This window comes from Pseudomonas sp. QD4, from assembly GCF_049199125.1.
In the GTDB taxonomy this organism is placed as follows: domain Bacteria; phylum Pseudomonadota; class Gammaproteobacteria; order Pseudomonadales; family Pseudomonadaceae; genus Aquipseudomonas.
Genome location: NZ_JBLZOM010000001.1, coordinates 2,032,368 through 2,055,908, shown reverse-complemented (window position 1 = coordinate 2,055,908; position 23,541 = coordinate 2,032,368). Strand labels below are relative to the sequence as shown.

Annotated in this window: 24 protein-coding genes and 4 tRNA genes; 20 read left to right on the top strand and 8 right to left on the bottom strand. The window is 60.8% G+C overall.

The genetic code is table 11. The features are described from left to right. Positions 1-17 precede the first annotated feature (17 nt). From asd to ACOZJV_RS09180, 3 genes are all read left to right on the top strand, one after another. A complete protein-coding gene (asd, locus tag ACOZJV_RS09190; protein ID WP_020297829.1) occupies positions 18-1,130 on the top strand; it encodes an aspartate-semialdehyde dehydrogenase in 1,113 nt (370 codons plus the stop codon). Positions 1,131-1,309: 179 nt separating this feature from the next. Next, positions 1,310-2,320 (top strand): aspartate-semialdehyde dehydrogenase, encoded by a 1,011-nt coding sequence (locus ACOZJV_RS09185; RefSeq protein WP_078471267.1) that lies wholly within the window; start codon positions 1,310-1,312, stop codon positions 2,318-2,320. 206 nt (positions 2,321-2,526) lie between these two features. Next, positions 2,527-5,133: a FimV/HubP family polar landmark protein gene (locus tag ACOZJV_RS09180; protein WP_421547416.1), complete on the top strand. Its 2,607-nt coding sequence runs from the start codon at positions 2,527-2,529 to the stop codon at positions 5,131-5,133. Between the two features lie 120 nt (positions 5,134-5,253). On the opposite strand, the gene ACOZJV_RS09175 is transcribed toward ACOZJV_RS09180, so the two are convergent. Beyond that, positions 5,254-5,913, bottom strand: coding sequence for a M24 family metallopeptidase (locus ACOZJV_RS09175; protein ID WP_201130275.1), 660 nt, complete (start codon positions 5,911-5,913; stop codon positions 5,254-5,256). 231 nt (positions 5,914-6,144) lie between these two features. Between ACOZJV_RS09175 and truA the strand changes: the two genes are divergently transcribed. The 12 genes from truA (at position 6,145) to ACOZJV_RS09115 (ending at position 15,581) form a co-directional block, all read left to right on the top strand. Beyond that, positions 6,145-6,969, top strand: coding sequence for a tRNA pseudouridine(38-40) synthase TruA (truA, locus tag ACOZJV_RS09170; RefSeq protein WP_020297833.1), 825 nt, complete (start codon positions 6,145-6,147; stop codon positions 6,967-6,969). Between the two features lie 63 nt (positions 6,970-7,032). Further along, positions 7,033-7,665 carry a phosphoribosylanthranilate isomerase gene (locus ACOZJV_RS09165; RefSeq protein ID WP_421547415.1) on the top strand — a complete coding sequence of 211 codons (633 nt, stop codon included), beginning with the start codon at positions 7,033-7,035 and terminating at the stop codon, positions 7,663-7,665. Positions 7,666-7,924: 259 nt separating this feature from the next. Then, positions 7,925-8,845 carry an acetyl-CoA carboxylase, carboxyltransferase subunit beta gene (accD, locus tag ACOZJV_RS09160; protein ID WP_078474017.1) on the top strand — a complete coding sequence of 307 codons (921 nt, stop codon included), beginning with the start codon at positions 7,925-7,927 and terminating at the stop codon, positions 8,843-8,845. After that, positions 8,842-10,149 (top strand): bifunctional tetrahydrofolate synthase/dihydrofolate synthase, encoded by a 1,308-nt coding sequence (folC, locus tag ACOZJV_RS09155; RefSeq protein WP_201130277.1) that lies wholly within the window; start codon positions 8,842-8,844, stop codon positions 10,147-10,149. The genes accD and folC overlap by 4 nt, the downstream gene beginning before the upstream one ends. After that, a complete protein-coding gene (locus ACOZJV_RS09150) occupies positions 10,133-10,792 on the top strand; it encodes an SPOR domain-containing protein (protein ID WP_421547414.1) in 660 nt (219 codons plus the stop codon). The genes folC and ACOZJV_RS09150 overlap by 17 nt, the downstream gene beginning before the upstream one ends. Before the next feature lie 98 nt (positions 10,793-10,890). Next, positions 10,891-11,448 (top strand): CvpA family protein, encoded by a 558-nt coding sequence (locus ACOZJV_RS09145; RefSeq protein ID WP_020297838.1) that lies wholly within the window; start codon positions 10,891-10,893, stop codon positions 11,446-11,448. A 41-nt stretch (positions 11,449-11,489) separates the two neighbouring features. After that, the gene (gene purF, locus ACOZJV_RS09140) at positions 11,490-12,995 is read left to right on the top strand and encodes an amidophosphoribosyltransferase (protein ID WP_078474020.1); all 1,506 of its coding nucleotides are present in this window, start codon (positions 11,490-11,492) and stop codon (positions 12,993-12,995) included. Positions 12,996-13,030: 35 nt separating this feature from the next. Beyond that, a complete protein-coding gene (locus ACOZJV_RS09135) occupies positions 13,031-14,242 on the top strand; it encodes an O-succinylhomoserine sulfhydrylase (RefSeq protein WP_078474021.1) in 1,212 nt (403 codons plus the stop codon). 5 nt (positions 14,243-14,247) lie between these two features. Then, a complete protein-coding gene (locus ACOZJV_RS09130) occupies positions 14,248-15,015 on the top strand; it encodes an SDR family oxidoreductase (protein WP_207202425.1) in 768 nt (255 codons plus the stop codon). Between the two features lie 176 nt (positions 15,016-15,191). Then, a tRNA-Val gene (locus tag ACOZJV_RS09125) sits at positions 15,192-15,267 on the top strand. A gap of 59 nt (positions 15,268-15,326) precedes the next feature. Next, positions 15,327-15,403, top strand: a tRNA-Asp gene (locus ACOZJV_RS09120). 101 nt (positions 15,404-15,504) lie between these two features. Further along, a tRNA-Asp gene (locus ACOZJV_RS09115) sits at positions 15,505-15,581 on the top strand. A gap of 188 nt (positions 15,582-15,769) precedes the next feature. On the opposite strand, the gene ACOZJV_RS09110 is transcribed toward ACOZJV_RS09115, so the two are convergent. Continuing rightward, on the bottom strand, positions 15,770-17,053 hold the full coding sequence (locus tag ACOZJV_RS09110; protein ID WP_421547413.1) for an NAD(P)/FAD-dependent oxidoreductase: 1,284 nt from the start codon (positions 17,051-17,053) through the stop codon (positions 15,770-15,772). A gap of 184 nt (positions 17,054-17,237) precedes the next feature. Between ACOZJV_RS09110 and ACOZJV_RS09105 the strand changes: the two genes are divergently transcribed. Continuing rightward, positions 17,238-17,314: transfer RNA gene (locus ACOZJV_RS09105), tRNA-Val, on the top strand. Positions 17,315-17,483: 169 nt separating this feature from the next. Here the strand turns inward: ACOZJV_RS09105 and prfH are convergent. Both prfH and ACOZJV_RS09095 read right to left on the bottom strand, forming a co-directional pair. Then, positions 17,484-18,101, bottom strand: coding sequence for a peptide chain release factor H (prfH, locus tag ACOZJV_RS09100; RefSeq protein ID WP_201130281.1), 618 nt, complete (start codon positions 18,099-18,101; stop codon positions 17,484-17,486). After that, complete coding sequence (locus ACOZJV_RS09095) at positions 18,101-19,234, bottom strand: RNA ligase RtcB family protein (protein WP_201130282.1); 1,134 nt, start codon at positions 19,232-19,234, stop codon at positions 18,101-18,103. The genes prfH and ACOZJV_RS09095 overlap by 1 nt, the downstream gene beginning before the upstream one ends. A gap of 314 nt (positions 19,235-19,548) precedes the next feature. Between ACOZJV_RS09095 and ACOZJV_RS09090 the strand changes: the two genes are divergently transcribed. From ACOZJV_RS09090 to ACOZJV_RS09080, 3 genes are all read left to right on the top strand, one after another. Continuing rightward, positions 19,549-19,869, top strand: a complete 321-nt coding sequence (locus ACOZJV_RS09090; protein ID WP_020300185.1) for a helix-turn-helix domain-containing protein — start codon at positions 19,549-19,551, stop codon at positions 19,867-19,869. 90 nt (positions 19,870-19,959) lie between these two features. Further along, positions 19,960-20,310: a hypothetical protein gene (locus tag ACOZJV_RS09085; RefSeq protein WP_078474025.1), complete on the top strand. Its 351-nt coding sequence runs from the start codon at positions 19,960-19,962 to the stop codon at positions 20,308-20,310. 185 nt (positions 20,311-20,495) lie between these two features. Then, positions 20,496-20,933 (top strand): bleomycin resistance protein, encoded by a 438-nt coding sequence (locus ACOZJV_RS09080; RefSeq protein WP_421547412.1) that lies wholly within the window; start codon positions 20,496-20,498, stop codon positions 20,931-20,933. Here the strand turns inward: ACOZJV_RS09080 and ACOZJV_RS09075 are convergent. Both ACOZJV_RS09075 and csrA read right to left on the bottom strand, forming a co-directional pair. Beyond that, positions 20,930-21,178, bottom strand: coding sequence for a hypothetical protein (locus ACOZJV_RS09075; protein ID WP_020300182.1), 249 nt, complete (start codon positions 21,176-21,178; stop codon positions 20,930-20,932). The two genes, ACOZJV_RS09080 and ACOZJV_RS09075, sit on opposite strands and share 4 nt — an antisense overlap. Before the next feature lie 294 nt (positions 21,179-21,472). Next, on the bottom strand, positions 21,473-21,667 hold the full coding sequence (gene csrA, locus ACOZJV_RS09070; RefSeq protein ID WP_007920550.1) for a carbon storage regulator CsrA: 195 nt from the start codon (positions 21,665-21,667) through the stop codon (positions 21,473-21,475). A gap of 266 nt (positions 21,668-21,933) precedes the next feature. Here csrA and ACOZJV_RS09065 point away from each other — a divergent pair, with 266 nt between their 5' ends. Continuing rightward, on the top strand, positions 21,934-22,290 hold the full coding sequence (locus ACOZJV_RS09065; RefSeq protein ID WP_421547595.1) for an SPOR domain-containing protein: 357 nt from the start codon (positions 21,934-21,936) through the stop codon (positions 22,288-22,290). Between the two features lie 93 nt (positions 22,291-22,383). On the opposite strand, the gene ACOZJV_RS09060 is transcribed toward ACOZJV_RS09065, so the two are convergent. Next, positions 22,384-23,073: an endonuclease gene (locus tag ACOZJV_RS09060; protein ID WP_020300180.1), complete on the bottom strand. Its 690-nt coding sequence runs from the start codon at positions 23,071-23,073 to the stop codon at positions 22,384-22,386. Positions 23,074-23,077: 4 nt separating this feature from the next. Next, positions 23,078-23,329, bottom strand: coding sequence for a DUF1654 domain-containing protein (locus ACOZJV_RS09055; protein WP_078474028.1), 252 nt, complete (start codon positions 23,327-23,329; stop codon positions 23,078-23,080). Positions 23,330-23,541: the final 212 nt, after the last annotated feature.

Below are 23,541 nucleotides of genomic sequence, written 5' to 3'. Positions count from 1 at the left end.
GTATAGGTGTAGTTGCGATGAAACGTGTAGGTCTGATCGGTTGGCGCGGTATGGTCGGTTCCGTGCTCATGCAGCGGATGCTGGAAGAGCAAGACTTCGACCTTATTGAGCCGGTGTTTTTCACCACCTCCAATGTCGGCGGCCAAGGCCCGTCCGTGGGCAAGGATATTGCCCCGCTCAAGGACGCGTACAGCATTGAAGAGCTGAAAACCCTCGACGTGATTCTGACCTGCCAGGGTGGCGACTACACCAGCGAAGTATTCCCCAAGCTGCGCGAAGCCGGCTGGCAGGGTTACTGGATTGATGCCGCTTCCAGCCTGCGCATGCAGGATGACGCGGTCATCGTCCTGGATCCGGTCAACCGCCGGGTCATCGACCAGCAGCTCGACGCCGGGACCAAGAACTACATCGGCGGCAACTGCACCGTCAGCCTGATGCTGATGGGCCTGGGCGGCCTGTTCGAAGCCGGCCTGGTGGAATGGATGAGCGCCATGACCTATCAGGCGGCCTCCGGTGCCGGCGCGCAGAACATGCGTGAGCTGATCAAGCAGATGGGCGCCACTCACGCGGCGGTCGCTGATCAACTGGCCGACCCGGCCAGTGCGATCCTCGACATCGATCGGCGTGTGGCCGAAGCCATGCGCAGCGATGCCTACCCGACCGAGAACTTCGGCGTGCCATTGGCCGGCAGCCTGATCCCGTGGATCGACAAGGAACTGCCGAACGGCCAGAGCCGCGAAGAGTGGAAGGCCCAGGCCGAGACCAACAAGATCCTCGGTCGCTTCAAGAGCCCGATCCCGGTGGACGGCATCTGCGTGCGGATCGGCGCCATGCGCTGCCACAGCCAGGCGCTGACCATCAAACTCAACAAAGACGTACCGATCGCCGATATCGAAGGGCTGATCAGCCAGCACAACCCTTGGGTCAAGCTGGTGCCGAATCAGCGTGATATCAGCATGCAGGAGCTGAGCCCGACCAAGGTCACCGGCACCCTGAACATTCCGGTAGGGCGCCTGCGCAAGCTGAACATGGGTTCGCAGTTCCTCGGCGCGTTCACCGTGGGTGACCAACTGCTGTGGGGCGCGGCCGAACCGCTGCGTCGCATGCTGCGGATCCTGCTGGAGCGTTGATCGGCTGATGGTCTGAACGAGCCCGCGCCTTGCAAGAGGTGCGGGCTTTTTCTTGGCGCCGACAGTCGGCTTCCTTTCAATAACGCCCAAACCGGGCACGCCGTGGCCCGCGGGCGAATTGCCTCGCCCCCATGCGCCGGGTAAAGTGCCGCTCCCCACGTTTCGCCAGAGGTAGCACCATGAACCAGTCCTTTGATATCGCCGTTGTCGGCGCCACCGGTACTGTCGGCGAAACCCTCGTCCAGATTCTCGAAGAACGCGATTTTCCGGTCGGCAATCTGCACCTGTTGGCCAGCAGCGAGTCCGCCGGGCATTCGGTGCCGTTTCGCGGCAAGAACGTGCGTGTGCGTGAAGTCGACGAGTTCGATTTCAGCAAAGTGCAGATCGTGTTTTTTGCCGCCGGCCCGGCGGTGACCCTGAGCTTCGCCCCGCGCGCCAGTGCGGCCCAGTGCACGGTGATCGACCTGTCCGGTGCGTTGCCGTCGGCCCAGGCGCCGAATGTGGTGCCCGAGGCCAATGCCCAGGTGTTGGCCGGCTTGCAGAAGCCGGTGCAACTGAGCAGCCCGAGCGCTTCGGCGACCTCGCTGGCGGTGGTGCTGGCGCCCCTGGTGGGTTTGCTCGATCTGCAGCGGGTCAACCTGACAGCGAGCCTGGCGGTATCCAGCCAGGGGCGCGAAGCCGTGACGGAGCTGGCACGCCAGACCGCCGAACTGCTCAACGTGCGCCCGCTGGAGCCGCGCTTTTTCGATCGGCAGATGGCCTTCAATTTATTGGCCCAGGTCGGTACGCCTGATGCCCAGGGCCATACCCTGCTGGAAAAACGCCTGGTTCGTGAGCTGCGTGAGGTCCTGGGACAACCTTTGTTAAAGATTTCTGTCACTTGCGTTCAAGCCCCGGTGTTTTTTGGCGATAGCTATAGCGTGACCTTGCAGTCAGGCCGCGCCATCGACCTGGCAGCGGTCAATGCGGCGCTGGAGTCCGCGCCGGGTGTCGAGTTGGTGGAAGCCGGCGATTATCCGACAGCGGTGGGTGATGCGGTCGGACAAGACGTGGTGTATGTCGGCCGGGTGCGTACGGGGGTCGATGACCCCGCGGAACTTAATCTGTGGCTGACGTCAGATAACGTACGCAAAGGCGCTGCACTCAATGCGGTGCAGTTGGCTGAGTTGTTGATAAAAGACCTTCTGTAAAAGATACTTGGCGACAATTTGCAGAATGAATCTAGCCGGGCGCTATGCTTGGCTGGTTTGCTGGAGGTGAGCTACCGTCAGGTGCTTCCAAGGGCATGAGTAAATAATCGCGCGCAATGGCTATTCAAGGCCGCGCGCAGTGCCTTACGGCAGTTGCTACAACACCTTCTCGCTGGCCGAGGAATGTTCAGACAAAGGATGAGGCTATGGTTCAAGTTCGCAAACTGGTGTTAGCAATAGCGGCCGCATCGGCGCTGTCCTCCGGTATGGCGCATGCGCTTGGGCTCGGGGAGCTGACGCTGAAGTCGACTCTGAACCAGCCTTTGGTAGCAGAAATCGAACTGCTGGATGTCAAGGATCTCACCGCGGCCGAAGTGGTCCCCAGCCTGGGTTCGGCAGATGATTTCGCCAAGGCAGGTGTCGACCGCCAGGCCTTCCTCAACGATCTGAGTTTTACCCCGGTCATCAATGCCAGCGGCAAAAGTGTCTTGCGCGTCACGTCGAGCAAGCCGCTGTCCGAGCCGATGGTCAAGTTTCTGGTGCAGGTGATGTGGCCCAACGGTCGCCTGCTGCGGGATTACAGCGTGTTGCTGGATCCGTCGAAATTCTCCGCACAAACCGCCGAAGCCGCCGCCAAGCCTGCCCCTGCAGTGGCTGCGGTGCGGGCACCGGTCACCGCGGCCAGCAAGCCTGCGCAATACACCACCTCGGCCCGCGACACCCTGTGGGAAATCGCTGCCAAGGCCCGCAACGGCGGTTCGGTGCAGCAGACCATGCTGGCGATCCAGGCGCTGAACCCGGACGCCTTTATCGATGGCAACATCAATCGCCTGAAAACCGGCAAGGTCCTGCGCCTGCCTGATCCGGTGCAGAGCACCAGCTTGCCGCAGCCCCAGGCGATCGCCGAAGTGGCCGCGCAAAATGCTGCCTGGCGCCAGGGCCGTCGCTCCGCGACACGTGGACAGCAGCAACTGGATGCCACTCGTCGTGGCGGCGGCGACAAGGTGGCCGGGCAGGGGCCAGCCAAAGACAGCCTGAGCCTGGTCTCTGCCGAATCCGCCAAGGGGCGTGGCAAAGGCGCGGCCGGGGACAGCAAGGATTTGAGCAACAAACTGGCGGTCACCCAGGAAAGCCTGGATACCACCCGCCGCGACAATGCCGAGCTGAAAAGCCGCATGACCGATCTGCAAAGCCAGCTGGATAAGCTGCAACGCCTGATCGAGTTGAAAAACAATCAATTGGCCAAACTCGAAGCTGAAGGCGCAGCCAAGCCTGCAGCCGCTGCGGCAGTGCTGCCGGCCATGCCCGCAGAATTGGTGGCCAAGCCTGAAGCTCCAGCGGTTGCTGCAACCCCGGTGACCGATCCGGCCCCGGTTGTCGCCGCCGCTGCCGCTCCCGACGCTACCCCGGTGGTGGCTCAGGAGCCCAAGTCCGATGACGCCACGTTCAACGAGCTGCTGACCAACCCGATCCTGCTGGGTCTGGTAGGGGGCGGCGCGGTTCTGGTCCTGCTGTTGCTGTTGCTTCTGGCGCGCCGTCGCAAGGCCCAGCAGGAAGCGGAAAAGCATTTGCGCATGGCCCGGGCCTTGTCTGAAGAGAACGACATCACCACCGAGGAGCTGGATCTGCCGGAAAGCAGCTTCGAAGGCCTGGAAGTGCCTGCGCCGAGCGTCAAGCTGGCGGTCGCCCCAGTACCTGCTCCGGCGCCTGCGCCAGTTGTGGCGCCGATCGCAGTGGTAGCCCCTGTGGTGGCTGCTGCGGTTGAACATCCGACCGATGTGCTGGAGCAGGCGCAGAACCATATCAATGCCGGGCGCCTGAATCAGGCCGCTGAGCTGCTTGAAGAAGCGGTCAAGCTGGAGCCGCAGCGCAGTGAATTGCGCCTGAAACTGATGGAGGTCTACGGTCTCCAGGGCGATCGGAGTGCCTTTGTTGCTCAAGAGCGGCAGTTGGTGGCCAATGGCAAGAACCACGCGGAAGTCGAGCAGCTCAAGAGCCGTTTCCCGGCGATGGTGGTTGCGGCAGCAGCGGCTGCGGGCCTGGGCGCGGCGGCAGTGGCTGCGGAGTTGGATGCCGAATACGTCAAGGAGCTGTTGCAGGATGAGCCTCCGGCGCCGATTGCCGAGCTGCCAATCGAAGGTTTTGATGCTGATTTCGATCTGAGCCTGGACGATCTGGAAGCGGCCTCGCCGGCTGTGGTTGCGGCAGAGCCGGTCCTGGACGAGTTCCCGCTGGATGATGACCTGAGTTTCGAGTCGGTGCTGCAACAGCAGACCGAGGCCAAGGAAAGTCTGGACGATCTGTCGGACTTCGACCTGGACCTGGGCGAAGACTTGCCGGCTACGGCTCAGAGTGACGAGGATTTCCTGTTGAGCCTGGAGGACGATCTCAAGGATCTGCCGCTGGGTGAGGTGCCTACGATCACCGAAGCACCACTGGATGATCTGGACCTGCCGGCCGACTTCGATCTGTCGCTGGCCGACGAGATGGATGCCCAGCCCGAGCCCAAGGATGCATTCGCTTCCGAGCTGGACGATGTCAACGCCGAGTTGGATCGTTTGTCTCAGAGCCTGGAGCAGCCGGCCGTAGCCGAGCCTACTTTTACGGCTGAAGACGCGGCGGTCGGCATGGACGAGGGCGATTTCGATTTCCTCTCCGGCACCGACGAAGTAGCCACCAAGCTGGACCTGGCCCAGGCCTACATCGATATGGGTGATAACGACGGCGCCCGGGATATTCTCGGCGAAGTGATCACCGAAGGCAGCGATGGCCAGAAAAACGAAGCCAAGGAGATGCTGACGCGTCTGGCTTGATCGACGCTGAGGTCCAAATAAAACGGCAGCCCTCGAGGCTGCCGTTTTCGTTTGTGCTTCGGCTTGGGCGCTTGCCTGCGATGGCCATCTGGCCGGTGCAAGGCGTTGCTTGCAGCGGTTTCAGGTAAGCAGGTCTTCGTAGAATGCGCCGAAGGGCCGGGTAGGGTGGGCGATCTGGATCTCCAGGATCCACAGGCCGACGTTCGGGCACTCGTCGAAATCTCCCAGATCGCCCGCGCGGTAGATCGCGTGGGGAAAGTCGCTGACGCGATGGCCCTTGATGTCCAGGTTCAGCACCCAGCCCATGGCGCTCGCCTGCTCTTCGGCGTAGCGGTAGAGTTCGGGGCCGGCCAACTGGTGGTTCTTCCAGTGGTCGTGCACGCGGTCGAACAGGGTTTTGGCCGCGGCCGCGCAGGCCTGCATCTCGGGGTCGTTGCCGGTGGTAAAGGTGGCACCGGAGTCGCCCTCGTGGCGATCCCAGACCACCCCCAGGTCAATAAAGAAAATATCGTTCTGCCCCAGCCTGGGATCGCCTTCGGAGCGTTGCTTGAAGGTCTTCAGGGTGTTTTCGCCAAAGCGAATCAGCAGCGGGTGCCAGATCCGCTCCATGCTCAGGTCCTTGAGAATCGCCAGTCCCAGCTCACGGGCCTCTGATTCGAGCATGCCCGGCGTGATGCGCCTGGCCATCTCGGCTATCGCTTCCCAGGTCATGCGTTTGGCGTGGAGCATGCCTTCAAGGCTGTACGCCAGGCCCACGGCTTCTTTGCTTGTGGCGGTCATTCATCAGGTCTCGGTCGGGTGGGTCTTTTATGGTTCGTTATATATTTATCTATATAGCGATTACCTGGGTGGCGATGCAATCCCATTAGGTGTGGCCCTGGGCGGAAGATCGATCTGCAACTAAAAGCCGGTGGCGCATGGCGTCTGCTTCCGGCGGCCTTATAATGGCCGCCTTTGCGTACATCAGCGGGCTGTAAGTTCTTGGCAAATATAGATAACGCGGCCGCCGAAATGGCGGCCGCAGGCTTTTTCAGAATCGCCCTGGGTGTTGAATACAAGGGTTCGCGCTATCGAGGCTGGCAGCGGCAGTCGTCCGGCGTGCCCACCGTGCAGGAAACCCTGGAGAAGGCCCTGTCCAAGGTGGCCGACTCCCCGGTAGTGCTGTCCTGCGCCGGACGTACCGATGCGGGCGTGCATGCCTGCGGGCAGGTGGTGCATTTCGACACCCAGGCCGAGCGCTCGCTCAAGGCATGGGTCATGGGCGCTAACATCAATTTGCCCCATGACGTCAGCGTCAGTTGGGCCCAGGTCATGCCGGCGCATTTTCATGCGCGCTTCAAGGCCATTGCCCGGCGTTATCGCTATGTGATCTACAACGATCAGATCCGCCCGGCCCACCTCAACGAAGAAGTCACCTGGAACCACCGCCCGTTGGATGTCGAACGCATGGCCGAGGCCGCGCGCTACCTGGTGGGCACCCATGACTTCAGCGCCTTCCGGGCCGGACAGTGCCAGGCCAAGTCGCCGATCAAGGAAATTCACCATCTGCGGGTTACCCGGCACGGCAAGATGATCGTCCTGGATATCCGTGCCAGCGCCTTTCTGCATCATATGGTGCGCAATATTGCCGGCGTGTTGATGACCATTGGCGCGGGTGAGCGTCCCGTGGAGTGGGCCGGGGAGGTGCTGGAGAGCCGCATTCGGCGTACTGGCGGGGTTACGGCGCACCCGTTCGGGCTGTATCTGGTGCAGGTCGAGTACCGGGATGAGTTCCAACTGCCGGAGCGATACATCGGGCCACATTTCCTCACCGGTTTCACCGAACTTGACGGCTGACGCTGGGAAAAGCATTTGCTACCATCCAGAACTTTTACGGATTTGCCCCGGGGTTTAAACAACATGACAGCCGTTCGCAGCAAAATTTGTGGGATTACCCGCATAGAGGATGCGCTGGCGGCGGTCGAAGCCGGGGCTGATGCCATCGGCCTGGTGTTTTACGCCAAGAGCCCAAGGGCGGTCACGGTGCAGCAGGCGCGGTCGATCATTGCCGCGTTGCCGCCGTTTGTGACCACTGTTGGGCTGTTCGTCAACGCCAGCCGTTGCGAGCTGGGGGAGATTCTCGATGCGGTGCCCCTGGATCTGCTGCAGTTTCATGGCGATGAGTCGCCGGCCGATTGTGACGGCTACCATCGGCCCTACATCAAGGCGCTGCGGGTCAAGGCCGGGGATGATATCGCCGGCCGTTGCGCGACCTATGCAAAGGCCAGCGGGATTTTGCTGGACACCTATGTCGAGGGCGTACCCGGTGGAACCGGTGAAGCCTTCGACTGGTCACTGGTACCGCAGGGCCTGAGCAAACCGATCATCCTTGCTGGCGGTTTGACTGCGCAGAATGTGGCCCGGGCGATTGCCGAGGTGCGCCCCTACGCGGTGGATGTCAGTGGTGGGGTGGAGCAGGGCAAGGGCATCAAGGACCAGGCAAAGATTCGCGCATTTATGCAGGCCGTGCGCGGCAGCAGTGAGTCGATGTGACGGCTGGCAGTCTGCCGCCGTCCATAACTCCACTGTACAAAACAGGTGGGCACTGTCTTCGGACAGGCCGAAGTCGAAGTGGCAACCGCTCTGTTGCGGGCTGTCGGGATGGCTGAGGAGCAGTTCGCTACAGGCAGGTCGAGCCTCGTGCTGACCGCGGTAGCGCACCGATCATCGCCGCACACATGAATTTAGCTCAAGGGCATACGCGGGGCTGCGAACCAGAGCGTTCGGGCCGCCGGTACTGGAGAAAGAAAGCATGAGCAACTGGTTAGTAGACAAACTGATCCCTTCGATCATGCGTTCCGAGGTGAAGAAAAGCTCGGTGCCTGAAGGTCTTTGGCACAAGTGCCCGTCCTGCGAGGCGGTGCTGTATCGGCCGGAGCTGGAAAAAACCCTGGATGTTTGCCCTAAGTGCAATCACCACATGCGTATCGGTGCTCGCGCCCGTATCGACATTTTCCTCGATGCCGAAGGCCGTGCCGAACTGGGCGCCGACCTGGAGCCGGTGGATCGCCTGAAGTTTCGCGATGGCAAGAAGTACAAGGATCGCCTGACTGCTGCACAGAAGCAGACCGGAGAGAAGGACGCGCTGATCTCCATGAGCGGCACCCTGCTGGGCATCCCGGTGGTAGTTTCGGCCTTTGAGTTCTCCTTCATGGGCGGCTCCATGGGTGCCATCGTCGGTGAGCGTTTTGTTCGTGCCGCCAACTACGCCCTGGAAAACAAATGCCCGATGATCTGCTTCGCCGCCTCCGGTGGTGCGCGGATGCAGGAAGCGCTGATCTCCCTGATGCAAATGGCCAAGACCTCTGCGGTACTGGCGCGTCTGCGCGAAGAAGGTATCCCGTTCATCTCCGTGCTGACCGACCCGGTCTACGGTGGTGTGTCGGCGAGCCTGGCGATGCTGGGTGATGTGATCGTTGCCGAGCCCAAGGCCCTGATCGGTTTCGCCGGTCCGCGGGTTATCGAGCAGACCGTGCGTGAAAAGCTGCCAGAAGGCTTCCAGCGCAGTGAGTTCCTGCTGGAACACGGCGCGATCGACATGATCATCGCCCGTCAGGAACTGCGCCCACGTCTGGGCAATCTGCTGGCGCAATTGATGGGGCTGCCGACGCCTGAGTTCGTTGCTGCACCTGTCGAGCCGATCGTGGTTCCGCCGGCTCCAGCCAACCTATGACCCAACGTACCCTTGGCGAATGGCTCGCCTACCTCGAGCAGTTGCATCCGTCGGCCATCGACATGGGGCTCGCGCGCTCGCAAGAGGTAGCGTCCCGCATGGGATTGGGCAAGCCGGCGCCTCGGGTGATTACGGTGACCGGTACCAACGGCAAGGGTTCGACCTGTGCGTTCGTGGCGTCCCTGCTGCGAACCCAGGGTTTGCGAGTAGGGGAGTACAACTCGCCACACCTGTTGCGTTACAACGAGCGGGTGCAGATCGATGGCGTCGAAGCCAGCGATGCCGAGCTGTGCGAAGCCTTTGCCGCGGTCGATGCCGGGCGTGGCGAGATTTCCCTGACCTATTTCGAGGTGGGCACCCTGGCTGCCTTCTGGCTGTTCCAGCGTGCCGGGCTTGATGCGGTGGTGCTGGAGGTCGGCCTGGGTGGGCGCCTGGACACGGTCAATCTGGTGGATGCGGATCTGGCGCTGGTGACCAGTATTGGTGTCGATCACGTTGACTATCTTGGCGATACCCGTGAGTCCGTGGCCTTCGAGAAGGCCGGGATCTTCCGCCAGGGCGCGCCGGCGCTGTGTGGGGATCTCAATCCGCCACAGCCGCTGCTGGACAAGGCGCGTGAGCTCAATTGCCCATTCTTCCTGCGTGGGCGCGATTTTGACCTGGGTATGACCGAGCAGCACTGGCAATGGCGCGGCCTCGATCTTTCGGGTGCACCGGTGGAGCTGCACGATTTACCGTTGCTCGATCTGCCCATGGAAAACGCCGCCCTGGCCTTGCAGGCCTATTTGCTGACGGGCCTACCTTGGCAGCCGGAGCGGATAGTGGCTGCCTTGCGCCAGACCCGGGTGGTCGGTCGCCTGGATCGTCGGCAGTTCGAGTGGCAAGGCAAGCGCCTTAATCTGCTACTGGATGTGGGCCACAACCCCCACGCCGCGCAGTACCTGGCCGAACGCTTGGGCCGTCGGCCGCTGGCTGGCAAGCGTCTGGCGGTGTTTGGTCTGCTGGCGGATAAAGACCTGGCTGGCGTGGTTGAGCATCTGCATCCGCAAGTCGAAACCTGGGCGGTGGCCCCTCTGGATTGCCCTCGGGCGCGTCCGGTTGCGGATTTGCAGGCGGCGCTGGAGAACCTTGGGGCTCGCGTAACGTCCTATGACAGCGTTGCTGCCGCTTTGGAAGGGCAGTGCGCGCTTGCAACGGCAGAGGATGAAATCCTGCTGTTCGGATCTTTTTATTGTGTTGCCGAGGCGCTTGAGTGGCTCGCCCGGCGCTCCACGGAGGAAGCTGCACATGGCTATGCTGGATAACGTCTACAAGCAGCGAATGGTTGGAGCTCTGGTTCTGGTGGCACTGGCGGTGATCTTCCTGCCCATGCTGTTTTCCCGCGAAGATGAGCAGCGTCATGTCAGCGTCGAGGCGCCTGCCGCGCCGCAAGCGCCTGTCATGCCTCAGGTGCAGGTCGAGCCGGTTGTGGTTCCCGAGCCGCAAGCGCTGCCCCAGGAGCCGATTCCGAGCGATGACGAGGTGGTGCAGCAGTCCGCACCGTCTGCGCCGATTGTGCCCAGTGCACCGGCGACTCCTGTTGCACCGCCGACAGCTGCGATCAAGCCAGCTCCAGCTCTAGCGCCGGTCGCGCCCAAGCCTACACCTGCTCAATCTGTTGCCAGCACACGGCCGGACACCAGCCAGAGCCGGATCGATGCCAATGGCCTGTCGGTGAGTTGGTCGGTGCAACTGGCCAGCCTGTCCAGCCGCGAAAGCGCTGAAAACCTGCAGAAAACCCTGCGCAGTCAAGGTTATAACGCCTATATCCGTTCCGCCGATGGCAAGAACCGGGTATTCGTCGGTCCGCTGATCGAGCGTGCCGAAGCTGATCGCCTGCGTGACTTGCTGGGTCGCCAGCAGAACCTCAAGGGTTTTGTGGTGCGTTTTCAGCCTGAGCGTGGTTAAGGCTATCTGCTTGATTTGAAAAGCACAGTGAATCGCAGCTTACCGACAGCCAAGCGCTCTGCTAAAATGCGCCGCCTTATCCGTCTGTAGGCTGCACTGTGCCATTTACCTGGGTTGATTGGGCGATCGTTGCAATAATCGCCATCTCCGCGTTGATCAGTCTGAGCCGCGGCTTCGTCAAAGAAGCACTGTCGCTGCTGACCTGGATTATCGCTGGAGTCGTTGCCTGGATGTTCGGTGGCTCACTGTCCGAGTACCTCGCCGGATACATCGAAACACCTTCGGCTCGCGTGATCGCGGGCTGTGCCATCATGTTTGTCGCCACCTTGCTGGTAGGCGCAATGATCAACTTTCTTATCGGCGAATTGATTCGCGTCACCGGCCTCTCCGGGACCGATCGATTTCTCGGCATGGCCTTTGGCGCCGCGCGTGGCGCGTTGCTGGTGGTCGTGGCGGTCGGGCTTTTGAGCCTGGGGCCGGTACAACAGGATTCCTGGTGGCAGCAGTCGCGACTGGTGCCACAATTTCTATTGGTTGCAGACTGGTCGAAGAACCTCATATTGGGGTGGAGCAGTCAGTGGCTGGCCAGCGGTATCAGCGTACCCGCTGATATTCCGTTCAAGGAGCACCTCTTACCGGCCAAAACGCCTCAGTAAGATGTGTTCAGTTCAGTTTCATTAAGTAGGGGTTGCGTCGCATGTGTGGCATCGTCGGTATCGTCGGTAAGTCGAACGTCAATCAGGCGCTGTATGACGCGCTAACCGTCCTCCAGCACCGCGGCCAGGACGCTGCCGGTATCGTGACCAGCCATGATGGCCGGTTATTCCTGCGCAAGGACAATGGTCTGGTCCGTGATGTATTCCATCAACGGCATATGCAGCGCCTGGTCGGCCACATGGGCATCGGCCATGTGCGCTATCCAACCGCAGGCAGCTCGACTTCGGCCGAAGCTCAACCGTTTTACGTCAACTCGCCGTACGGCATCACCCTGGCGCATAACGGTAACCTGACCAACGTTGAACAGCTGGCCAAGGAGATTTACGAATCCGACCTGCGCCACGTCAACACCAACTCCGACTCCGAGGTCCTGCTCAACGTGTTCGCTCACGAGCTGGCCCAGCGCGGCAAGTTGCAGCCGACCGAAGAAGACGTGTTCGCGGCCGTGACTGACGTGCACAACCGCTGCGTCGGTGGTTACGCAGTCGTGGCCATGGTGACCGGTTACGGCATCGTCGGTTTCCGCGACCCGCACGGCATCCGCCCGATCGTTTTCGGCCAGCGTCACACTGACGAAGGCGTCGAGTACATGATCGCCTCGGAAAGCGTTTCCCTGGACGTGCTGGGTTTCACCCTGATCCGCGACCTGGCACCGGGTGAAGCGGTCTACATCACTGAAGACGGCAAGCTGCACACCCGCCAGTGCGCGACCAACCCGCAACTGACCCCGTGCATCTTCGAGCATGTGTACCTGGCGCGCCCGGATTCGATCATCGACGGCGTCTCGGTGTACAAGGCGCGTTTGCGCATGGGCGAGAAGCTGGCCGAGAAGATCCTGCGCGAGCGTCCTGAGCATGACATCGACGTGGTTATCCCGATCCCGGATACCAGCCGTACCGCTGCGCTCGAGCTGGCTAACCACCTGGGTGTGAAGTTTCGCGAAGGCTTCGTGAAGAACCGCTACATCGGCCGTACCTTCATCATGCCGGGCCAGGCTGCGCGGAAAAAATCCGTACGCCAGAAGCTCAACGCCATCGAGCTGGAATTCCGCGGCAAGAACGTGATGCTGGTGGACGACTCGATCGTGCGCGGCACCACCTGCAAACAGATTATCCAGATGGCTCGCGAAGCCGGCGCGAAAAACGTCTACTTCTGCTCTGCGGCGCCGGCCGTGCGCTACCCGAACGTGTACGGCATTGATATGCCGAGCGCTCACGAGCTGATTGCGCACAATCGTTCGACCCAGGACGTAGCTGACCTGATCGGTGCCGATTGGCTGATCTACCAGGACCTGCCGGACCTGATCGAAGCGGTCGGCGGCGGCAAGATCAAGATCGAGCATTTCGACTGTGCAGTGTTTGACGGCAAGTACGTCACGGGCGACGTCGATGAGGCCTATCTGAACAAGATCGAAAACGCGCGTAACGATGCCTCCAAGGTCAAGACCCAGGCGGTCAGCGCGATCATCGATCTGTACAACAACTGATTCAGAGCATTTAGAAGACTTGAGGAGTAGGCGGCATGAGTCAGGATTGGGATGCCGGTCGGCTGGACAGCGACCTTGATGGCGTAGCTTTCGACACCCTGGCCGTACGTGCCGGCCAGCACCGTACGCCGGAAGGCGAGCACGGTGACCCGATGTTCTTCACCTCAAGCTATGTCTTCCGTACGGCCGCCGATGCGGCCGCGCGGTTCGCTGGCGAAGTGCCAGGCAACGTCTATTCGCGCTACACCAACCCGACCGTGCGTGCCTTCGAAGAGCGCATCGCCGCCCTGGAAGGTGCCGAGCAGGCGGTGGCCACGGCTACCGGCATGGCTGCCATTCTGTCGGTGGTGATGAGTCTGTGCAGCGCGGGCGATCATGTGCTGGTGTCGCGTAGCGTATTCGGCTCGACCATCAGTCTGTTTGAAAAGTACTTCAAGCGTTTTGGCATCGAAGTCGATTACGTGCCCCTGGCGGACCTGTCCGGCTGGGATGCGGCAATCAAGGCCAATACCAAATTGCTGTTTGTCGAATCACCGTCCAATCCCCTGGCAGAGCTGGTGGATATCGCCGCGCTGGCCGAAGTGGCTCACGCCAAGGGTGCGATGCTGGTGGTCGACAACTGTTTCTGCACGCCTGCGTTGCAACAGCCATTGAAGCTGGGTGCCGACGTGGTGGTGCATTCGGCGACCAAGTTCATCGACGGCCAGGGCCGTTGCATGGGCGGCGTGGTGGCCGGCCGCGGTGAGCAGATGAAAGAAGTGGTGGGTTTCCTGCGTACCGCAGGGCCGACCCTGAGTCCGTTCAATGCCTGGATCTTCCTCAAGGGGCTCGAAACTCTCAGCCTGCGCATGCGTGCCCACTGTGCCAATGCCTTGGCCTTGGCGCAGTGGCTGGAGCAGCAGGATGGCATCGAGAAGGTGCACTACGCCGGCCTGCCAAGCCATCCGCAATACGAACTCGCCAAGCGTCAGCAGCGTGGATTCGGGGCGGTGGTCAGTTTTGAAGTCAAGGGTGGCAAAGACGGTGCCTGGCGCTTTATCGATGCCACGCGCCTGATTTCTATTACCGCCAACCTGGGTGACAGCAAAACGACCATCACTCACCCGAGCACCACCTCTCACGGTCGCCTGGCGCCGCAGGAGCGTGAAGCGGCGGGCATTCGCGACAGTCTGATCCGGGTCGCGGTGGGTCTCGAAGATGTTGCCGACCTGCAAGCCGACCTGGCTCGCGGCCTGGCCGCCTTGTGATCGAGTTGTCCTCGCAGCAGGGCAGTGCCAATGGTCGCGTTGCGCTGGTCACCGGCGCGGCGCGGGGCATTGGCCTGGGGATCGCCGCCTGGCTGATCAGCGAGGGCTGGCAAGTGGTATTGACCGACCTTGATCGCGCGCGCGGCGCCAAGGTGGTCGAGGTCATGGGGGAGAGCGCCTGCTTTATCGCCATGGATGTCTCGGACGAAAAGCAGGTGGCCCAGGGTGTGGCGCAAGTGCTCGGCCAGTTTGGTCGGCTCGATGCGCTGGTGTGCAACGCGGCCGTGGCCGATCCGCGCAATATCACCCTGGAAAGCCTCGATCTGGCGTACTGGAACCGTGTACTGGCGGTGAACCTCAGTGGGCCGATGCTGTTGGCCAAGCACTGTGCGCCTTACCTGCGCGCTCACGGCGGCGCCATCGTCAATCTGGCCTCGACCCGCGCCGGCCAGTCCGAGCCCGATACCGAGGCTTACGCGGCGAGTAAGGGTGGGTTGCTGGCCTTGACCCATGCCTTGGCTATCAGCCTGGGTCCGGAAATCCGCGTCAATGCGGTCAGTCCGGGCTGGATCGACGCACGTGACCCGGCAGCGCGCCGTGCGCAGCCGTTGAGTGATCTTGATCATGCTCAGCACCCCGCGGGCAGGGTCGGGACGGTCGAGGACGTTGCGGCGATGGTGGCCTGGCTGTTGTCGAAGAACGCCGGGTTCGTCACGGGCCAGGAGTTCGTGGTCGACGGCGGCATGACCAAGAAAATGATTTATCAGGAATAAGAGCAGCGACAAGCTTTTAGCTGCAAGCGGCAAGCAGGGGTGAGCAGTATCCCTTGTTGCTGCTTTTTCTTGCAGCTTGAAGCTAGCTGCTCTCAGCTGTTTTTGAAAAAAACTCCAACGCTGCTATTGACTTAGCTTCGGTATCTGCGTAAATTTCGCGGCCTCAACGAAGCAAAGGGTGATTAGCTCAGCTGGGAGAGCATCTGCCTTACAAGCAGAGGGTCGGCGGTTCGATCCCGTCATCACCCACCACTTCTTGAGTGTCTTTCGAAAGAAAGGCGGAAGCTTCCAAGGAAGCCTCCAACCGACGCGCAGCGGTAGTTCAGTCGGTTAGAATACCGGCCTGTCACGCCGGGGGTCGCGGGTTCGAGTCCCGTCCGCTGCGCCATATTTTCCAAGTCAGGTTCGCCTGGCTTGAGATTGAAAAGCCTCGAAGCTGATCAGTCCGACGATTTAAAAGGTTCAAATGGACGCAAGTCCAAGCGATACGCAGCGGTAGTTCAGTCGGTTAGAATACCGGCCTGTCACGCCGGGGGTCGCGGGTTCGAGTCCCGTCCGCTGCGCCATATCTGCCTCAAGGCCCACTGAACGCCTTGAAGCTACGAAGACGCCACAGGTGCTTCGGATTGATAGCAAAGACCCTGGTCGAAAGACCGGGGTTTTTTGTTTTCGATATTTGGAATGTCAGTCGCGTTTTTTGGTTCTGCCGCACACATGAAAACCCCGCCTGTTTGGCGGGGTTTTTTGTGGGAGTTTAGAAACCGTATTTGTCCCGCAGGCTGTAGTACCAGGCGCCCAGGGCGGTAAATGGAGTGCGCAGCAGCTGACCGCCAGGGAAGGGGTAGTGCGGCAGGTCGGCAAAGGCGTCAAAGCGCTCTGCCTGGCCGCGCAGGGCTTCGGCCAGGACCTTGCCCGCCAGGTGGGTGTACGTCACGCCGTGGCCGCTACAGCCCTGGGAGTAATAGATGTTGTCGCCCAGGCGTCCGACTTGCGGCAGTCGCGAGAGGGTCAGCAGGAAGTTGCCGGTCCAGGCGTAATCGATCTTGACGTTTTTGAGTTGGGGGAAGGCCTTGAGCATCTTCGGTCGGATGATGGCTTCGATATTGGCCGGGTCGCGGGCGCCGTAGACCACGCCACCGCCGAAGATCAGGCGCTTGTCCGCAGAAAGGCGGTAGTAGTCCAGCAGGTAATTGCAGTCTTCGACGCAATAGTCCTGGGGCAGCAGGCTGTTCGCCAGTTCGTCGCTCAAGGGTTCGGTGGTGATGACCTGGGTGCCGCAAGGCATGGACTTTGCGGCCAGTTCCGGAATCAGGTTGCCCAGATAGGCATTGCCCGCGACGATGATGAACTTGGCCCTGACCTTGCCCTGTGGCGTGTGCACCACCGGATTGGCGCCGCGCTCGATGCGCAGGGCCGGGGATTGCTCATAAATAGTGCCGCCCAGGGACTCCACGGCTGCCGCTTCGCCCAGGGCCAGGTTCAGCGGGTGGATGTGCCCGCCACTCATGTCGAGCATGCCGCCCAAGTATTGATCACAGGCCACGACTTCGCGGATGCGGCGTTGGTCCAGCAGTTCCAGTTGGCTATGGCCGTAGCGCTCCCACAGGCGCTTCTGCGACTCCAGGTGGCCCATCTGCTTGCTGGTCAGGGCGGCAAACACGCCGCCGTCCTTCAGGTCGCACTGGATGTGGTACTTGGCCGCGCGTTCGCGAATGATCCTTGCGCCCTCAAAGGCCATTTGCCCTAGCAACTGCGCCTGCTTGGGGCCGACGCTGCGTTCGATCACATCGATATCGCGGCTGTAGCTGTTGACGATCTGCCCGCCATTGCGGCCCGAGGCGCCAAAGCCGACTTTGGCCGCCTCCAGTACTGTTACGCGAAAACCGTTTTCCAGTAGAAACAACGCGCTCGACAAACCGGTATAGCCGGCACCGATCACACAGACATCGGTTTCTACCTCGCCCTGCAGTGAGGGGCGTTCTGGCACGGCGTTGGCCGACGCTGCGTAATAGGATTCTGGGTAGGGAGTGTTCGCCATCCTGCAGCCTCTGTTTAATATATTTTACGAGTGCGCCGATCGTACCTGAGTTGAAAATCGGCTGCCAGCCGCTGATAAAGTCTTGCTCGCCACTAAAAAATTAAATAATTCGCATATTCATAGGCTTAGCTGCAAAAAAGGTGTTGACACCCCTCCGGAATTCCGTAGAATGCCGCCTCACAGCAGGCACGTAGCTCAGTTGGTTAGAGCACCACCTTGACATGGTGGGGGTCGTTGGTTCGAGTCCAATCGCGCCTACCAAACAAAATCCGCTCTGCTGGGCGGTCTAGAAGGGCTCACCGAAAGGTGGGCCCTTTTTTGTTGCCTGGGATTTGCAAAGCCCTCATTCATTGATTTCCCCATTGGCATTCACTACCAATCACCGGGATTGGAGCAGAGCCGCCTTTATGGCGGCTCTGGTCGATGGTGGTCAGTCCTGGGGGATGAATGTCGGGCCGGCAAACGACCTTACAGCGTTGCCCCGCTCGACCTTGTGGTGGGAGTCCCGGCGCTGCAGGCGCAGGGTGTTGTGGGCTTCCTGCTCAAGGCCTGCGAGGCGCTGCTGAATCAGCAGCACTGCCAGGCGCTTGTTGTCGTGCTGGCTGCGCCCGGACTGGACCTTGACGCTGATCCCTGAAGCCAGGTGAGTGGCGCGCACCGCCGAGTCGGTCTTGTTCACATGCTGGCCGCCGGGTCCTGAAGAACGCATGGTTTCGAAGCGTATCTGGCTCTCCTGGTTGCCTTGCGGGGCGTTGAAGACCTGGCCGGCGAAGAACCAGTTCTTGCGCTTGTGCCCGGGTCGGTAATGGCTCTTGCAGCTCCAGAGCAGGGTGCCGGTCCAGCGTCCGGCAAGCGCCTTGGCATTGTCGCCATCAAGGCCGACCAGTACCGACTTGCAGGTGCCGTTATGCCAGCCGGGTTCGCGCTCTATCACGCACAGACTGACCGCCTGGGTTTCGGCTTCGTCATGCAGCCTTTGCAGGGCCTTGGTCACGGCCAATTCACACTCGGCCGGCCCCTGTGCCGATGACAGCTGTAACAGAACCATCAGCAGCACCCCCGGCGTTTGTAGGTCAGCACCGGCTTGAGTCGCGCGATGATGTGCAGCAGGCCTGCGTCACGCAGGCTGCCGACCACGCTGTCGATGGCCTTGTAGGCTTCTGGAGCCTCTTCGTACATCAGGGCGCGATCTTCGCAGATCACTCGGCTGCCGAGGCTGGTGCGCTTGAGCTGATCGAAGCTGAAGCGCGCCGCCAGGCGACCCTTGCAGTCGCCGCGAATCCACTTCCTGCCGGCGCCATGGGCCAGGGAGTACAGGCTGCTGGCAAGCGGGATGGGCTGCACCAGATAGCTGTAGTCACCGCGGGAGCCGGGGATGACCACCACGCCCTGATCGGACGGTGTGGCGCCCTTGCGGTGGATCCAGCCGGCTTCGCCGTCGACGCTGCCGGGCGATACCAGGTTGTGGTTGATATCCAGCGCGCTGCGGCCTTTCGCCCGCAGATTGACCAGGATGCGCTCCGCAATCAGCCGGCGGTTGGCTTCGGCAAAGCGCAGGGCTTCGTCATGGCGTTGCAGGTAGTCGACGCCGGCCGGGCTGTCGACCGCGATACCGGCATGGCCGTGTTGATCGACATGCCGGCGCAGAATGGCTTCGCCCAGGCCGCGCGAGCCGCTGTGAACCAGCATCAGCAGCGAGCGCCGGTCCAGGCCCAGGGTGTCCATGGCATCGCTGTCATGAACCTCGTCGATCTGTTGCAGCTCGGCGAAATGATTGCCGCCGCCGATGGTGCCCAGGGAGTGTTCGTGGCCGGTGGCGGCCAGCGCCAACTGCGCCAGTTCCTCCTGCCATTGCTCATCCAGGGCGGTGTCGATGTTGCCGATTTTCTTTTCCAGCTTATCCAGGTTCAGTCGGGCGCTCGGGATGTCCGTCTGCCACAGCGTCATGCCGCAACCGATGTCATTGCCCACCAGTGCCGGGTAAAGGGTTTCGCTGGAAAAGAAGGCCGCACCTACCGGATAGCCGCGACCTGGGTGCAGGTCAGGCATGCCGACCACGCGGCGCATGCCGGGCAGTTGTGCAGTCGTTTGAAGTTGCTGGATCGCTTTGTCTTCGATCCAGGTGCTGTCGGAGGCGATAAGTGATACGCCGGCCGACAAATTGCGGATGCAATTGTCCATGTCCAATTCCTGATTGGAGAAAATATTCAGGTAAGTGGCAGGGCGGATCCGGAGTAAGCGAGGCGCTAGAAACTAGCGGGTATAGCGTTTAAACCAGGCACGTCCTGCAAAGAGCGATCAGGTATTTCATGGTGGATCTCCTTTGCGAAAGTGTGGGAAGGGCGCGCAGATTAATCCGCGTTCGCGAATCTGGCAATGGTTGTCGCGGATTTTTGTCGGTGGGCGGCTGTTCCGGGCGAGACCCGGGGTTGGAAAAGGGCACGTTTGGGGCGGCGCAGGGTCCTAATCGTGTTGCGTCATGAATGAGGAATTCCATGGACAAGTTTGGAGAACGGTTGAAAGAGGAGCGCAAGGCGCTTGGTCTTTCCCAGCAGGAGTTCGGTGCCATTGGCGGGGTTGAGGCCAATGCCCAGGGTCGTTACGAGAGCGGCGAGCGGCTGCCCAAGTCGGATTACCTGATGGCGGTGGGGCGCAAGGGCGTGGATTTGCTGTATGTCCTGACCGGTGAGCGTTCGAAGCTGTCGGACGGCCAACTGAGTGCGGAGGAAAGCCGGATCATCGAGCATTACCGCAGCCTGGGCGAGGACGATCAGGAGGCCATTGCCCAACTGGCCTCATCCCTGGCGGAGTGCTGAGCGCGGGTCGCCAGGGGTTTTTCTGGCTGTGTGGTATCTGCCGGCTCCAGGGTGGGCGATACTCTCGGTTTTTCAGCACGAGGTAGCATCATGCGGGTGTTAATGGCGATGATCGCCGCGGCGTTGCTTGCGGGATGCGCGAGTTCGGCAATGAATGAAGCGCGCTCCAAGAGTCCTTCGCGGGTGCTCTCTTCGGCCAAGGCCGATCAACTGGTGGCGCAGTGCGTGCAGTTCGCCTGGCAGGACGAGGCGGTCTTCGGCGTCGATGCTGCTGCCTATCTGGAGCCACGCAAAGGCGGTGGGTACACGGTCTATACGCGTTCCGCGGAGTCCTTTGCCGATATCCAGGTGCAGGCTTCGGGCACCAGCGTCAGTTACTACGCGCTTCACGACGACTGGATCGCCAAGCGCAGGCTCGCGGCCCTGGGTACGTGCCTGTAACGCGTCGCAGGACCCAAAGGCGTCTCGGTTGAGGCGCCTTTTTTATGCCTGATGCAATGGGGGGCTTCACCGCGTCATCTGTTGCGAAGTTTTAATCAGTTGTGAACATTGGTAAGCGGGGGCTGCGTAAACCGGGTCGGGGGTTGTAGGCTCGCCCCTTGAATTTACCTGAATGGACGCAGCCGATGTTTGTGATGAATGCCCTGGTTCCGGAGATGCTCGTCAGTGACTTGCAGCGGAGTCTGACGTTTTACCGCGATGTGCTGGGGTTCAAGGTCGAATACGAGCGTCCGGAGCACCTGTTTGCCTTTTTGTCGTTCCATGGCAGCCAACTGATGTTGGAGCAGGACGATGGCGAAGCGTCCCCGTGGCGCGTCGGTCCACTGGAGCAGCCGTTTGGGCGCGGTATGAACCTGTCGATCGAATGCCCTGACCTTGCAGTGTTGGTTCAAGCCCTGGCCGACGCCGGTTACCCATTGCGCAAGGAAATCGAGGAGCGCTGGTATCGCCACGATGCCCTGTTGCATGGGGAGCTGAACTGTTTGCTGCTCGATCCTGATGGTTATCTGCTGCGCTTCACTCAGGACCTGGGGTTCAGGCCGGTGGAGGGCGGGGCTGCCTAGGAAAGCTGGCTGAAGGCTTTGCAGACCGTGTCGCGATTGGTTTTGTACTCAGCCTGCTGCACCGGAATGATGCCGAACTCATCGCTGATGATGGAGAGGGCGCGGTGCAGGAAGTCGACATTCGCCCTGGAGCGGAACGTGAAAATGCCACGCTTGACCTGGTACAGGCCTTCTGTGGAGCACGCGGCAACGGTTCTCATCGCATTCGGGTCATTGGTGATCAGCAGATAAGCGAACTCTTGCATCAAACTGCTCCTGGTTCATAAGGCATCGACTGGCGTCGTTGACGCTGGCTGACTCGCGTACGTGCGATAGCTGAAAGCTACTCCTGCGACAGCGCCATGCGTTACTGGGCATTTATACAAAGGTGGCTAATTGCCGGTGGTGCAGGCAGCCGCGTGCCTTGGGCGCAAAAGGACAGGGCCTTGCACTTTTCAGGTCGAGTTGCAGGAAGGGGGCGCTAGCGAAGCAGGGAGGGAATGAGGCTGAGTCCAGCGCCAGCCATTGTGGTCAGACAAAGGGCTGGCAACTCATCAAGCTCAAGGTGTTTCGCGTTTGTCCGGAGCGGTAAGCCCGGCCTGGATCCGTTGATAGATCTCTTCACGGTGTACGGCTACGTCTTTGGGGGCGTTGATGCCGATCCGGACTTGCTGGCCGCTGACGCCCAGGATGGTGATCGTAATGTCGTCACCGATGTTTATGCTTTCACCGACTTTGCGGGTGAGTATCAGCATGAGCTTCTCCTTGATTGCGTAGTAGGGCACCTGATTTCAGACAGTGCAGATATCGGTCGTATGTATAGATTAGTGCGAAGTTCCACTGAGTGGGTGCCTCTTTTCTGACGCGCAGACGATGTATTAATTCCCAGGGTGCAACTATACAGAGGCGATAAACATGATTCTCCCTGTTTCGGCCTGTTTTTGTGGCAGTGACCTGGCAGCCGGCAGTGTTAAAATCGCCGCCTCAGAATTTTAAGGGGTAGGTTGTGCGCACAGTAGCGATGATGGTTGCGGTATTGGCCTTGGCTGGCTGCGGCGAAGGCAAGGTGGCAGACGCCGGCAATAAGCCCGCTGCGCCGGCCCAGGCCCAACAGGTACAAGAGGCGGCGACCCCGCAGTGGGACGTGCTGGTGGGTAGCGATCTGCCGCAGGCGGTGAGCGATATGACCGGCTGGCTGATCGAGCACGGCATTATCTCCAGCGTGGTGATGCAGGACGGCAAGCAATTGATTCTGGTTGGGCCGTTCAACTCCCAGGCTGAAGCCGAGGCGAAAAAGGCCGAGCTCGAGGAGAAGTTGGCCAAGGCCAAGAAGCGCAACGTCAATGCAACGGTGATCGAGCACCGGGCGGCGCAGTGAGCTTGAAGGGGCTGACGACAGGCACGGTCGGCAACCTCGCCTGAAAGGTTGGATCCAGGCCTCGCAGAACCGGCGAGGCCTTGGCGCTGAAGGCTAGCCGCAGGCTTTCAGATCCACCGGGCCAACAAAGTCGTTACCGTGGCCCATCACGCAGCCCACGCTTTGATTGCGCTGGCGTTCCCAGGCCTGGACCGGGTAGGTCTTGTTCCAGGCTTCATACAGCTGGCGGTCCTGCTTGGACAGGTTCAGCCCGTATTGCTTGCTCATGTAGAAATAAGTACGGGCGATCATTCCGCGAATCGAAGGGCGCGGCATGACCTTCTTCGCCTTGAAATCGACCTGGGTCAGGCATGAGCCGTATTGCCCGGTTTTCTCCGGCAGCCAGCCAAAGCTGAAGTTATTGCGGTCGCCATTCACCTCGCCGATGCTCGGCACCAGGTTGTGCAGGTCTGCCTCGGCGCGCTGGTAGATCTTGTCGGTGCGGGTGCAGTTCTTGCGCCCGCCCTGTTGCCAGCATTGGCGCTGGTGGCCAATCTGCCAGGCCGGGACGATGTGCTCCCACTCGATACGGGCTGCGCGATTGGCGTTCTTGCGCGGTATGTAACCGCACGCCGCAAGGTCCACGCGATTGCCGTTGTATTTACAGCCACAGTAGAACTCGGTGGATTGCGGGGCGTAGAGCTTCCAGGCGACCTTTTTCGCTTGGCTGAACGTACTTGGCGCATCGGCTTGGGCATTGAGGGCAACGCAGAACAGCAAAAAAACCAGACAGCGGACAATCATCGACTCAATCTTCCTTCGGCACGACCCAGAAAATCTGCACGCCGCCGTCGTCCCGATAGGCCAGGGTGACATTGTCGTTTTCAGCAATTTCCTCCAATAGACGCGCCCATTCGTCCGCAGGCTCATCTTCAAGTCGGAAGATCAGTGCGGCTTTGGCCTTTTGTGCGGTAGGGGAGTTGATGATTTTTTGAACGCGTAGCCCCATCCGTTCGTAGGAGCCTGGTGGGGTATTGCTTGCAGCAGAAGACTTGGCCACGGAGTAATCCTTATTAAGCTGTACGTGCGTACAGTATTTAACTGTAGGCAATTTCGCAACTGCTTAAAATTCAAGAAAATCTTCTGACAGCACTTTTTCCGATTTGTCTGAAATCGTGGGGATTTTTTATTGCGGCGGGCGGGAGGAGGGGGGGGGGGGGGGGGGGGGGGGGGGGGGGGCGGGGGGGGGGGCGCGCCACCGCGGGGGGGGGG